Genomic DNA, 12,493 nt, shown 5'->3' on the forward strand with positions numbered 1-12,493 from the left:
GAAGGGTTGTGGTAAAGGAATATGGGGATTTATCTGGACAATGCCGCCACCTCTTTTCCGAAGCCAGAAACGGTATACAAGGCCGTGGATGATTATCTGCGCCGTATAGGGGCCAGCTCCGGCAGGGGGGCTTATAGGAGGGCCCTGGAGGCCGGCCGAGTGGTGTACGAAGCCCGGCATAATCTGGGCCGCCTATTTAACGTGCGGGATGCCAGCCGCATTGTTTTCACCTTCAACGTTACGGAGGCTCTGAACTTAGCCCTTAAAGGGCTCCTTAAAGAGGGCGACCATGTTATAACTACTTCCCTGGAGCATAATGCGGTATGGCGGCCCCTTAAACGCTTGGAGCGGGAGAGGGGAATACGGGTGACTCCCCTCCCCTGCCCCGCAGGAGGTCCCTTCAGCTTACGAGATCTGGAGGACGCCCTCCGGCCGAACACCAGGATGGTCGTTATGCTCCATGCTTCCAATGTTACCGGAGCCTTGATGCCGGTGGAGGAAGTGGGAAGAATAACGCGCAGGAAGGGCATAGCCTTCCTGGTGGATGCCGCCCAGACGGCGGGTGTTTACCCCCTTGATGTGGAGGCCATGAACATCGACCTTTTAGCCTTTACCGGACACAAAGGATTAATGGGCCCCCAAGGGACGGGCGGTTTATACATCCGGGAAGGATGGGAGCCGGAACCCCTTGTAGAGGGGGGCACCGGAAGCGAGTCGGCCCTGGAAGAGCAACCCCCGTCCCTACCTGAGCGCTACGAAGCGGGTACCCAGAATGTAGCGGGGCTGGCGGGCCTGAAGGCTGCGGTGGAATTCCTCCTGGAAACCGGAGTGGAAAACATCCGGAAAAAGGAAATGGAGCTCCTCGGGTATTTGCAGGAAGGTCTGCAGGGGATACCCGGTCTGGAGATCTACGGGCCTCGCGACGTTAACGCCAAAGTTGGCGTGATATCCTTTAATTTGGCTTCGGCCGGCGCCGGGGAAGTAGCCTATGTCCTGGATGAGGTCTACGGGATTGTGGTGAGGTCCGGGTTGCATTGCGCTCCTTGCGCCCACCGCACTATCGGCACCTTGGAGCGGGGGGCAGTACGGGTAAGCCTGGGTTATTTTAACACCCGTGACGATGTTGATACCCTTCTGGCCGCTTTAAGAGATATCTCCGGGCGTTTAAAAGGGTGATGTTTTGAGGGTTTCGCCCTTTATCGGCTGCAGACAATGACTTTAAAGCCCGGCTGTACTTGACAGGGATCGCGGTTGCTAAAATGAAGAGCAAGCGCAGATAAAGGGTGATCGAGCTCGCCGTACAATTGCCTTTGGCTGATGGCTCCTACAGGAATTTGTCGGTCCTGGAGGAGCCTTTTATTTATTTTATTGCCCGGAAGCAAAAGACCACATAGCCGCAGCAAAGGGGGGGGTTGAGTAATAGGGGAGACTCTGTTTAAGCGAACTAAGGCCTAAAGGGGAGGCTTTCATTACTTCCACTACCGAAAGAAGGGCGAGGTGCAAAATATGGAACACATCTTTACGTTAGCCGCCTTATAGTTGGGATTGGCCGTTCTTTCTGCTATCACCTCTTATCACCTGAAGATTTCCATTGCCTTGGCAGAAATATGTGTAGGAATAATTGCAGCCGCCGTAGCCACTGCTTTCGGCAAGGTAGAGGCTCTAGATTCGAACCAGGAATGGCTGTGTTTTCTGGCCTCTTATGGAGCCGTCCTGCTGACCTTCCTGGCCGGTGCGGAACTCGAGCGTGACGTAATGCGAAAAAGCTTAAGCCTATTCCGCCGCGAACCCCATCACCGGGTATGTTGATGCCTTTCAATGCCTTTCAGGACCGGCCCAACAGGATGAGGCTTAGTTGGGTGGTCGCATCCTTTGGACAAAAAAATCCGGATTTAGTAAAGTAAAACTATAGGGAGGGCGCGGAAATGGACTTTTTTAGGAAGTTCAGCTCTGTTATGCCCGTTCTGATCCTTCTCCTGTTCATGGTGATCATGAGCGGATGTAGCCGAACATCTGCGCCTTTTATTGATCTTACCAGAATTCAGGACGTAACGCCAGGGGAAGGGTTGGGGGAGAGGCCGGTTAGGGTGGCTATTTCTTCTATTACGTCGCCCAGTTATGGCCGGGCCTATTACGAAGAACTCTTGGCATATTTATCCCGCCACCTACATCGCCCGGTGCAAGTAATACAGCGCAGGTCTTATGCGGAGGTTAACGACCTGTTGCGGGCCGGGGAAGTGGACGTAGCTTTTATCTGCACCTATTCTTACGTAGCCGGACATGACGAATTCGGTTTGGAACTGTTGGTCGCTCCGCAAATAGACGGCAAGGTGACCTATCGCTCGTATCTAATAGCCCGGGCCGACGGCTCTATCCGTAGTTTCGACGACCTGCGGGGCCGTCGGTTCGCCTTTACCGACCCCATGTCTACCACGGGGACTCTTTACCCCCAACTTTTGTTAAAGGAGCGAGGGGAAACGGCAGAAAGCTTCTTCCGGTCCCATTTTTATACCTACAGCCACGATAATTCTATCATGGCTGTGGTAGAAGGCCTGGCCGATGGTGCCGCCGTCGAAAGTGAGATATTTAATTTTCTGGCGGCGGAAAAGCCGGAGTTGACGGGCCAGCTGGAGATAATTCACCGCTCTCCTGAGTACGGTATGCCGCCGGTAGTAGCCAGGCCCGATCTGGAGGCCGGGACCAAGGCTGGGGTACGGGACATCCTGATGGCCATGCACCTGGACGAGGACGGCCAGATTATCTTACGGCGACTCCATATTGAGCGTTTTGTGCCGGTAGAGGATAGCTTATACGAGGGAGTACGTGAGCTTGCGAGGTCGGTGAGGAACGGTGCGGCATCAGATTTTGCAGAAGATAGGCTTGCGCACTAAATTTATGCTGGTAGTACTGGTATTGATACTTTCGATAAGTGGGGCCTTTATCAGTGAAATAAGAAAGGCTCTTCTAGAAAATATGCGCCAGCAGCTGGACGAACGGGGGGTCTACCTGGGCAGCACGGTAGCGGCTCAGAGCGTAGACCTTATTTTTACCAATAACCTGTACGCTATACACCAGTTGATTAAGATAACCATGGAGGGCAACCCGGACATACGCTATTTATTTATAACCGATACTTCCGGGGAACTTCTAGGCAATTCCTTTGGGCAAGGGCTCCCGGAAGGCCTGCTGGAAGCCAATCTTATCCAAGAAGGCAGTAATAACTTTCAGGTGGTCCGTTTGTACACCAACGAAGGCCTCATTCATGACGTGGCCGTTCCCGTATGGGAAGGCAAGGCGGGAACGGTGAGGCTGGGCTTAACTGAAACAAGTATTTGGGCCAACCTGCGGCATCTGACTTGGAAGATGGTGGTGGTGGCCGTGCTGGTAGCCGTTCTGGGCAGTGGGGCTGCTTTTGCCCTGGCCTGTTTCTTGACGGCCCCTATCTCTCGCCTGGTCGCCGCCGCCGAAGGGGTGGCCAGGGGGGATTTGAGCCGGAGGGTAAAACTGGGCTGGGCCAGCAAAGAGGCCCATCTCCTGGCGGAAACCTTTAACTTTATGATGGATAACCTGGAAAGGTCCACTCGGGAGATACGGCGGCAGAACGACGAGCTTAAGAACTTATGGAAAGAGCTGAGGGCCAAAGAGGAGATGCGGACTTATCTGTTGCAAAAGGTGATATCGGCCCAGGAAGAAGAGCGCAGGCGCATCGCCAGGGAGCTCCACGACCAGGTGGGCCAATCCGTGACCTATCTCATGATCAGCCTGCAGGGGCTGAAGCAAACCGCACCGGAAGCGGAAGGGAAACTGGAAGAATTACGGCAATTAACGGTAGAAGTGTTACAACTCCTGCGCGACCTGGCCTTTGAACTACGGCCTTCCCTGTTGGACAACCTGGGCCTGAAAGAAGCCGTGGAGCGCTATTGTCAAGATTATGCTCGCAGATACAAAATAAAGGTGGATATCCAGGCGGAGGGGGAGTGGAAAACCCTTCCTCCGGAGACGGCCATTGCCCTTTACCGGGTAATACAAGAAGCTTTGACTAATGTAGTCCGCCATGCCCGGGCCTCCCAGGTGAGCCTGGTCTTGGAGAGGCGCGAGAACGAGGTCCTGGCCATAATCGAAGACGACGGTTGCGGCTTTGTTCCGGAACAAGTCCTGGCCGGGAAGCAGGGAGGGAAACACCTGGGATTATTCGGAATGCAGGAGAGGGTGGCCCTGGTGGGAGGGACCTTGACCATAGAATCTTCGCTGGGACAGGGAACCACGGTTTATATCAGAGTGCCGGTACCTTCGCAGTGAAGGATGAAAGTACCCGAGAAGCCGGCACAAAGAGAACTCGGGTCGAGCCAGTAGGATGCCTGCACCTGAACCCCGGAGGGGAAGGGGAGGTTTGAGGGAGTGGGAGATAAAATACGCATATTGCTGGCCGATGACCATGCTGTTTTGCGGGGGGGCCTGAAGCTTTTACTAAATACACAGCCGGACATGACGGTAATAGGTGAGGCTGCCGATGGCCGGGAAGCCGTGGATCTTTGCCGGGCCCTTAAACCGGATGTCTTGCTGCTGGACTTAAACATGCCGGGGGAGGGGGGCCTTAAGGCCCTGGAAGAGCTCAAGGATACCGGAACGCGCATCCTCGTGCTCACCATGTACGACGATGTGGCCTACTTGTGCCAGGCGGTGGAATCGGGAGCGGCAGGGTATATTTTAAAGAGCGCGGCGGATGTAGAATTGATCGCCGCCATAAGGGCCGCGGCCAGGGGCGAGTCTTATTACGATCCTGCCCTCACTAAACCCCTGGTTGATTATTTTGTCAATAAAAGAGAAAAGCAAAGGGGTTCCTCCAGGGCCGTGGATCTCTTAAGCGAGCGGGAAAAGGCAGTGTTGCGGCTGGTGGCTCTGGGTTATACTAACCGGCAGATTGCCCAAGAACTCACGATAAGCATTAAAACCGTAGAGGCCCACAAAGCCAATATCAGGGAAAAGTTGAAGTTAAAAGGCCGGGCTGAACTGGTGCGTTTTGCCATGGAGCAGGGGCTTTTGTCCCGACAGTAGGGGAATACTAGGGATTTACCCCAACCCCGCCCCCATCAAAATAGGGTTTTACCCCAATTTCTGAATTGGCAGTCTAAAAGTAAAATTATTGAGGGGAACAAGCTGAAAGAAGGGGGTTTCGGGATTGGCTAGTGAAAGTACAGACATTCTGGTCGCCTTAAGTCGGCAACTGGAAAAAGCTCTGGAAAAGCCTAAAGAACGGCGCCGCTGGGTCATGGTTATCGACCTCAAGAAGTGTGTGGGGTGCAACGCTTGTACCATCAGCTGTAAGGCGGAAAACGTGCTGCCGCCCAATGTAGTTTATCGGCCGGTCCTGGAAGAAACCTTTGAGGAAAACGGGAGCGTGGGTCGTCGTTTCCTCCCCCGGCCGTGCATGCAGTGCGATAACCCGCCCTGCGTGCGGATATGCCCCGTGAGGGCGACCTGGAAGGAAGCCGACGGAATAGTGGTAGTTGATTATAACAAGTGCATAGGTTGCCGTTACTGCCTAACCGCCTGTCCCTACGGTGCCAGGAGCTTTGACTTCGGAGAATACTATACGGAGAATACCCCGGAGGTCATGCTCTACGAAAGGGCTCCTGCGTGGGAATACGGCCGGCCATGGGTAAGGGAAAAGAAGAACTCTCCAGTGGGCAACGCGCGGAAATGCCATTTCTGTCTGCACCGCGTGGAAAAGGGGCTCCTTCCCGCCTGTGTGAACACCTGCATGGGCCGGGCCACCTACTTTGGTGATGCAGAAGGCAACACCCTGGTTTCCCAGCTCATCGTTTCACCGCGGGTAATGCGCCTTAAGGAAGAACTGGGCACCGAACCGCGGGTCTATTATCTGCTGTAAAGGGGGTGTCACATCATGCGGAAAACCCTACCCTGGGCGGTCACCGTTGCGGCCTTAGTAGTCGGTTCATACGGGTTGTACAGCCGCTTATTCTACGGACACGCCGAGAATTTCGGCAATTACGTGACCTGGGGAATTTGGGTCAGTACCTATTTGTACTTTATAGGCCTCTCGGCAGGAGCTTTTCTCGTAGGGACGGCTTTCAATGAACTCAGGAAGCTGTCGCGTGTAGTTGCCTTGGCCGCCTGCACCGGGGGGCTGCTGGCCATTTGGCTGGATCTCGGGCACATGGAACGCTTTTACCGCACCTTGATAGTGCCTAATTTTTCCTCGCCGATATCATGGTTGGTGTGGTTCTATACACTATACTTCATCCTTCTGGGGTGGTCTAACTATAGGAATCTCTGGAGGGGTGAAGAAGAGAGCCAAGGGTTAGGCTGGGCGGGAGTAGTCCTGGTCCTTGGCATTATTCTCAGCAGCAGTTTCCTCTTTGCCTTAAACACGGCCAAACCCTTCTGGAACACCGCCGTATTGCCCCTCCTGTTCTTGGGCGCGGCCGTAACCTCGGGCGGTGCTTTGTTAACCCTCTTAAGTAGCATTTTGCGGCCAGACGATAAAGAGCTTCTGACCCGGCTAAAACAAGTAGTTCTCGGCTCTCTGGCCCTTACGGCCTTCCTGGAGTTTAGCGAGATTTTCCTGGCAGTTAAAGGGGGGGCGCCGGAGCACTACGAAGTAGCCCGCTCCCTCCTAGTGGGCGCTTATGCTCCGGTCTTTTGGATAGGGGTGGTGCTGGTGGCCTTCATAGTGCCGTTAATCCTTTTACAGCCCCTCCGCTCCGGCGGGAAAAAGACCCAATGGGGCTGCATATCCCTTCTGGTCGGGTTTTTCGCCTTACGGTACTTGTTTGTGATTTCCGCCCAGGGGGTGCCTTCTCTTAAAGGCCTCGAGACGGCGGTCAGGGAAGCTCGCTATTCCTTTGAATACGTTCCCTCAGCCGGAGAATGGTTCACGGTAGTCTTTCTCTGCGGCCTGGTGGCGGCCCTAGTGTTGACCGGCCTAGCCAGGATTGAGGAATTTAAGGTGGCCGGAGAAAGGGAAAAGGAGGCGAAGATCAATGCCTAAGGGCTTTCTTCTAAGCCGGCGGCAGTTTCTTAAGACTTCTGCTTTGGTAGGAGGTTCTGCCCTCTTGCTTTCCCGAGTGGATAAGGCCTTCAGTGAAGTAGCGCAGGCCGAGGGCAAGGGAGAATATCCTTTGACGGGCCCGGCAAGTTATATACCCACCGTTTGTTTGCAGTGCAATACGGGGTGCGGCATAAAGGCCAAAATTTATGACGGGGTGGTAGTCAAAATCGACGGCAACCCCTTTAACCCCTGGACCTTGCATCCTCCTTTGCCCTACGGCTCCAGTCTAAGGGAGGCGGCTAACATCGACGGGGCCATATGCCCCAAGGGACAGGCGGGCATCCAAACCTTATACGACCCCTACCGCCTTAGGAAAGTCCTGAAACGGGCGGGGAAACGCGGGGAGAACAAGTGGGTTACCATTCCCTTTGAACAAGCGGTAGAGGAAATAGTTAACGGCGGTTATCTCTTTAAAGACGTTCCCGGAGAGGAGAGCCGGTACGTACCGGGGTTGAGGGAGATATACGCCTTGCGGGACGCCAAACTCAGCAAAGATATGGCCCAGGATGTTAAGAAGATATGGGCCAAAGAAATGACGGTGGAACAGTTCAAAGATAAATATCGAGATCATTTAAAGCTGCTAATAGATCCCGACCACCCGGACCTAGGGCCCCAAAATAATCAACTGGTGTTTATGTGGGGCCGCCTCAAAAAGGGTCGAGAAGAGTTTATCAAGCGCTTTGTCCAGGACGGCTTCGGCTCCCTAAACACCCACGGTCATACCACGGTATGCCAGGGTTCCCTGTATTTTCTATGCAAGGCCATGAGTGAGCAATATGTCTTCAGCGAAAGCGATGGAAAGATGAAATGGGCCGAGGGACAAAAATTTTACTGGCAGGCCGACCTGGCTCATGCGCGCTTTGCCCTTCTGGTGGGAGCCTCTCCCTTTGAGGCCAACTACGGTCCCTCTAACCGAATTCCCGACATCACGGAGGGGCTGGCCAGCGGGCGGTTGAAATACGCCGTCATCGATCCCCGTTTTTCCAAGACTGCTGCCAAGGCCTGGAAGTGGCTGCCCAATAAACCCGGCACCGAGGCTGCGCCCGCCCTGGCCATTATTCGCTGGATGATCGATAACCGGCGTTTTGACGAAACTTATGTGCGCAACGCCAACAAGGCGGCGGCCCAGGCCGACGGCGAAGCCTCCTGGACCAACGCCACCTGGCTGGTGAAGGTGGAAAACGGGAATCCGGTGAGGTTCCTGAGGGGTTCGGATCTGGGATGGCCGAAACAAATTAGAGAGGCCGAGGTGAAGGGGCAAAAAGTTAAATACGAATTCGACCCCTTTGTGGTCCTGTCTTCCGGTCGGCCGGTACCTTGCGATCCCAACGATGACGAAAACCCGGTGGAAGGGGACCTCTTGGTCGACACCGTGCTAAACGGCCACCGGGTTAAGAGCTCCTTGCAACTCCTTTACGACGAGGCCAGGAAGAAATCCTTTGCCGAATGGGCCGAAGTGGCCGGCGTTGACGCGGGCGACCTGGAGGAAATAGCAATAGAATTGACGTCCTACGGGAAGGCGGCGGCCGTCGACGTCCACCGCGGCGTATCCCAGCACACCAACGGTTTTTACAATGTCTTTGCTTGGATGTGTGTTAACGTCCTGCTGGGCAACTTCAACTGGGCCGGAGGCATGGTGAAGGCCACCACCTACGATCACTTCGGGGATAAGGAAGGGAAGCCCTATAAACTTAAAGAGCTGAATCCCGGCAAGCTCTCTCCCTTCGGAATAAGCATTATTCGCCATGAGGTAAAATATGAAGATACTACCTTGTTTGCGGGCTACCCTTCGGCCAGACCGTGGTATCCCCTTTCCAGCGACGTATACCAGGAAATCATACCCTCCTTAGGCGACGGGTATCCCTATCCGGTTAAGGCCCTGTTCTTATATATGGGGTCGCCGGTGTACTCCTTGCCTGCGGGTCAGACCAATATAGAGATACTGCGGGATCCGCAGAAGCTGCCCCTTTTCGTGGCCATAGATATTACCGTGGGCGAGACCTCCATGTATGCCGATTATATTTTCCCCGATCTCACGTACCTGGAGCGCTGGGAGTTTCACGGATCGCACCCCAGCGTGTTGCCCAAGGTACAGCCCGTGCGCCAGCCGGCGGTGGCGCCTCTGACGGAGACGGTTAGGGTGTTCGGCGAAGAGCAGCCCTTAGGCCTGGAAGCCCTCCTGTTGGCTCTGGCGGAAAAGCTCGGCCTGCCCAACTTTGGCCCCGACGGATTTGGCCCGGGCCAAAGGTTTACCAAGCCGGAGGATTTTTACCTTAAGATGGTGGCCAATCTTGCCTTTGGAGACAAGGCAGATGGCAGCGAGCAGGTGCCTGACGCCGACCCGGCAGAGGTAGAGATATTTTTGGCCGCCCGCCGGCACCTGCCGCCTACGGTGTTCGACCCGGAACGATGGGAGAGGGCGGCCGGCAGGCCCTGGTGGGGGAAGGTCGTCTATGTACTCAACCGCGGCGGCCGCTTTGAGGATTACCCCCTTCTTGCGTCGGGGCAGCAAGTCAAGAACAAATATGACAAACAGATTAATATCTTCCAGGAAAAGACGGCAACATCCAAGAACAGCATGACGGGTAAGAACTTCGTCGGTGTGGCCACTTATATAGAACCCTATACGGACTGCCTGGGCCGGCCCCTCGGGGATGGGGAACAGGGTTATAACCTCAAGCTTATTACCTTCAAAGACATCCTGCACACTAAGTCCCGGACCATGGCCGATTACTGGCTGCACGGGATTATGGACGAAAACCTTTTCCTCGTGCACCCTCAAGATGCTGCCGGTTTGGGTTTGAGGGATGGAGATGTCGTCAAGGTAGTCTCGGCCAGCAATCCAGAGGGGATTTGGCCCTTGGCCGAGGGCCTGCATAAACCGATAGTCGGCAAGGTAAAGATAACGCCCATGATAAGGCAGGGCACCGTAACCTTCAGTCTGGGCTTCGGTCACTGGGCCTACGGCGCCGGTGATATTACCATCGATGGCCATGTCGTTAAAGGAGATCCTCGGCGGGCCCGGGGCGTGCATGCCAACGCGGCCATGCGTGTCGATCCCGTACTCAAGAATACCTGTCTTACAGACCTGCCGGGCGGCAGCGCCGTCTTTTACGATACCCTAGTTAAACTCGTAAAGGTTTCCTGACCGCCCTTGGAAGTAAGACCAGAAAGCCCTGCCTAAAGCGCGGCGACCGGGGAAGGAGGACATAACGCTTCCCCGGTCGCCCCCTTTTGGCTCCGTCTATTCTTCGATGGGGATGTTCCTGCCGCGCCGTAACCCCGCTTCTTTTTTAGGAAGCTTGACGGTTAAGAGGCCATTCTTATAGCTGGCCGTAATTTTGGCCTCATCCACACCTTCTAGATAGAACCGCCGCTCAATGCTGCCGCTCCTGCGTTCCTTGCGGATGAAATTTTCCCGGGTTTCGTCGATAATGGCTTCCTGCTTCACCGAAATGGTAAGCACATTGTCATCGTATACAATCTGGATGTTCTCTTTTTCCAGCCCCGGTAGTTCGGCCTCTACCACGTATTCCCTTTCAGTTTCCTTGACATCAGCCCTGAAGGGCTGGGCCCATACCGGTACCAGGAAAAGATCTTCATTGAAAAAGCGCTCGACAAAGCTTTCCAGGTCGGAGAATATCGGCCTTAAGCCCCTCCTCTTACCGTAAAAGGGAACCAGACCAAACACTTTACCCACCTCCGTTTTGCTTTGTTATTCTATACCCACAACTCAGCTTGCATCTTCATGCTAAAGGAATAGTCAACAAAAGTCAAAGTCAAAAATTCACGTTAGAAGGCTCTGAAAGGCAATTGGTGCCCATGAGAGTTATTTTTTTCCTTAATAATGAGCCCTGGGCTTTAATTTAGGGCTTCTTACTTTTTCATAATCTGCCGTTAGAATCCTCCCGGCGGTGTATAAATAGGTCTTTATGGGGTACTCTATCCTATCAGAGGAGGTGATAAAGGTGCCTCGTATCAAATGTTCGGTGGGCGATTGCCTCTACCAAGAGGGTAATGAATGCAAAGCTTCCAGTATTCAGGTGCGTCCAACGGCTATGGACACCATGATTACGGTCTCCGACGATACGGCTTGTGGAACTTTTATACCGAGACATACCGTTGCCCCGAAAAAATAATAGAGAGGCCCTGTCCCCCGCGACAGGGCCTTTTCTTTATGGTCCCTGGCGGAGGGGTGCGGAAGATCCGGTCCCTAAATTGGGTAAAACCTCGGGAGCTCCTGTCCCGAGGCCGTCTAATTATAATCGGTAAGATTTGTTTGACCCGATGCGTAGTAATTTTATCACTGTAGTACGCTATTCACATAGAGGATCTCAATGCCTGTTCCAGGTCAGCCTTAAGATCCGCGGCATCCTCCAGGCCTACCGACAGGCGTACCAGGTCGGGGGTAATCCCCAGGCGCTCTTTAAATTCTTCCGGGAGGCTACCATGGGACATGGTAGCAGGCAGAGAAATTATGCTCTCTACTGCGCCCAGGCTGGAGCCGATGATCGGCAGGCGCACCTTATTGATTACCTGGCGGGCCAGCTCTGAAGTGGCTAGGCGGAAGGAGAATACACCTCCGGCGCCAAGGGCCTGCCGGAAATGAACCTCCCGGCCAGGATGGCCTTCCAGGCCAGGATAATAAACGGCCTTTACTTGCGGGTGCCCGGCCGGCCCCGCTGGCGCGCCAGGGCGACAACGGCGGCAATGTCGGTGATTTTCATTAAGGGATTGGTAGGTGTCTCCAGGAAGATGCCTTTCGTATTGTTTTTAATAGATGCAGCCAGGGCAGCCAGATCAGTAGTATCTACAAGGGAAAATTCCAGCCCCCAGGGAACCGCTACCTGGTTGAGCAGCCTGTAAGTACCGCCGTATAGATCTTCAGAGACTAGCAGGTGGTCGCCGGGCCGGAAAAGACAGAGAACGGCAGTAATGGCGGCCATGCCGGAGGCAAAGGCCAGGGCGCGGCAGCCTCCCTCCAGCCCGGCGAGGCCTTCTTCCAGGACTTGACGGGTAGGGTTACCCGTCCGGCTGTAGTCAAAACCGGTACTCTGTCCCAGAGCCGGGTGACGGAAGGTAGCAGACTGGTAGATAGGCGTACTGATAGCTCCAGTGTTTTACTATCGTATCCTACTCCCAGCTGGACCAGCTCTGTAGCCAGGTGCATTTTATCAAACTCCCCTCATGACAAAATAAAAGCCCTTCGCAGAAGAAGAGCTTTTTTTAACTCTCATCTGCCAGGAGAAATCCTGCAGGAATTGGCACCGTACCTGGTTCTAACAGGCCGGTTGCCGGGCTTCATTGGGCCAGTCCCTCCGCCAGCTCTTGATAAGAGTTTCCGCCTATTTATTTTTAGTTATCTAATCGGTTTAGTTATATTTATTATAGCTTCTAAATCCCAACCGTCAAGGGGAGCTG

At 54.3% G+C, this 12,493-nt stretch carries 12 protein-coding genes and 2 riboswitches; of the genes, 9 read left to right on the forward strand and 3 right to left on the reverse strand.

Annotated features, from left to right (window positions below; genetic code table 11):
* Positions 1–21: 21 nt before the first annotated feature.
* From TAMC210_RS02715 to TAMC210_RS02750, 8 genes are all read left to right on the forward strand, one after another.
* Entirely contained in the window at positions 22–1,176 is a 1,155-nt protein-coding gene (locus TAMC210_RS02715; RefSeq protein WP_173297250.1) for an aminotransferase class V-fold PLP-dependent enzyme, read from the forward strand.
* Between the two features lie 97 nt (positions 1,177–1,273).
* Positions 1,274–1,334: riboswitch (Fluoride riboswitch) on the forward strand.
* 262 nt (positions 1,335–1,596) lie between these two features.
* Positions 1,597–1,809 (forward strand): hypothetical protein, encoded by a 213-nt coding sequence (locus TAMC210_RS02720; RefSeq protein ID WP_173297251.1) that lies wholly within the window; start codon positions 1,597–1,599, stop codon positions 1,807–1,809.
* A gap of 116 nt (positions 1,810–1,925) precedes the next feature.
* Positions 1,926–2,891 (forward strand): phosphate/phosphite/phosphonate ABC transporter substrate-binding protein, encoded by a 966-nt coding sequence (phnD, locus tag TAMC210_RS02725; RefSeq protein WP_173297252.1) that lies wholly within the window; start codon positions 1,926–1,928, stop codon positions 2,889–2,891.
* Positions 2,851–4,299 carry an ATP-binding protein gene (locus TAMC210_RS02730; protein WP_173297253.1) on the forward strand — a complete coding sequence of 483 codons (1,449 nt, stop codon included), beginning with the start codon at positions 2,851–2,853 and terminating at the stop codon, positions 4,297–4,299. Before phnD ends, TAMC210_RS02730 begins: the two co-directional genes overlap by 41 nt.
* Before the next feature lie 99 nt (positions 4,300–4,398).
* Positions 4,399–5,055 carry a response regulator gene (locus TAMC210_RS02735; RefSeq protein WP_173297254.1) on the forward strand — a complete coding sequence of 219 codons (657 nt, stop codon included), beginning with the start codon at positions 4,399–4,401 and terminating at the stop codon, positions 5,053–5,055.
* A gap of 124 nt (positions 5,056–5,179) precedes the next feature.
* Positions 5,180–5,890: a 4Fe-4S dicluster domain-containing protein gene (locus TAMC210_RS02740; protein WP_254388478.1), complete on the forward strand. Its 711-nt coding sequence runs from the start codon at positions 5,180–5,182 to the stop codon at positions 5,888–5,890.
* A 15-nt stretch (positions 5,891–5,905) separates the two neighbouring features.
* Positions 5,906–7,012, forward strand: coding sequence for an NrfD/PsrC family molybdoenzyme membrane anchor subunit (gene nrfD, locus TAMC210_RS02745; protein WP_173297255.1), 1,107 nt, complete (start codon positions 5,906–5,908; stop codon positions 7,010–7,012).
* Positions 7,005–10,220: a molybdopterin-dependent oxidoreductase gene (locus tag TAMC210_RS02750; RefSeq protein WP_173297256.1), complete on the forward strand. Its 3,216-nt coding sequence runs from the start codon at positions 7,005–7,007 to the stop codon at positions 10,218–10,220. Before nrfD ends, TAMC210_RS02750 begins: the two co-directional genes overlap by 8 nt.
* Before the next feature lie 96 nt (positions 10,221–10,316).
* Here the strand turns inward: TAMC210_RS02750 and TAMC210_RS02755 are convergent, their stop codons facing one another.
* A complete protein-coding gene (locus TAMC210_RS02755; RefSeq protein WP_173297257.1) occupies positions 10,317–10,763 on the reverse strand; it encodes an Hsp20/alpha crystallin family protein in 447 nt (148 codons plus the stop codon).
* 241 nt (positions 10,764–11,004) lie between these two features.
* On the opposite strand from TAMC210_RS02755, the gene TAMC210_RS13850 reads away from it, so the two are divergent.
* The gene (locus tag TAMC210_RS13850) at positions 11,005–11,211 is read left to right on the forward strand and encodes a DUF1540 domain-containing protein (RefSeq protein ID WP_373996425.1); all 207 of its coding nucleotides are present in this window, start codon (positions 11,005–11,007) and stop codon (positions 11,209–11,211) included.
* Between the two features lie 181 nt (positions 11,212–11,392).
* Here TAMC210_RS13850 and TAMC210_RS13440 read toward each other — a convergent pair whose 3' ends face one another.
* Complete coding sequence (locus TAMC210_RS13440; protein WP_254388503.1) at positions 11,393–11,707, reverse strand: PLP-dependent transferase; 315 nt, start codon at positions 11,705–11,707, stop codon at positions 11,393–11,395.
* Positions 11,708–11,727: 20 nt separating this feature from the next.
* Positions 11,728–12,180 carry a PLP-dependent transferase gene (locus TAMC210_RS13445; protein ID WP_308791912.1) on the reverse strand — a complete coding sequence of 151 codons (453 nt, stop codon included), beginning with the start codon at positions 12,178–12,180 and terminating at the stop codon, positions 11,728–11,730.
* A 122-nt stretch (positions 12,181–12,302) separates the two neighbouring features.
* Positions 12,303–12,410: riboswitch (SAM riboswitch) on the reverse strand.
* Positions 12,411–12,493: the final 83 nt, after the last annotated feature.

This window comes from Thermanaeromonas sp. C210 (assembly GCF_013167955.1).
Taxonomy (GTDB): Bacteria; Bacillota; DSM-521; order Neomoorellales; family Neomoorellaceae; genus UBA12545.

Excerpts from the sequence above, each read along its gene's own strand:
- TAMC210_RS02715 (WP_173297250.1), top strand. The coding sequence starts at position 22 with ATGGGGATTTATCTGGACAATGCCGCCACCTCTTTTCCGAAGCCAGAA.
- phnD (WP_173297252.1), top strand. The coding sequence starts at position 1,926 with ATGGACTTTTTTAGGAAGTTCAGCTCTGTTATGCCCGTTCTGATCCTT.
- TAMC210_RS02750 (WP_173297256.1), top strand. The coding sequence starts at position 7,005 with ATGCCTAAGGGCTTTCTTCTAAGCCGGCGGCAGTTTCTTAAGACTTCT.
- nrfD (WP_173297255.1), top strand. The coding sequence starts at position 5,906 with ATGCGGAAAACCCTACCCTGGGCGGTCACCGTTGCGGCCTTAGTAGTC.
- TAMC210_RS13850 (WP_373996425.1), top strand. The coding sequence starts at position 11,005 with ATGGGGTACTCTATCCTATCAGAGGAGGTGATAAAGGTGCCTCGTATC.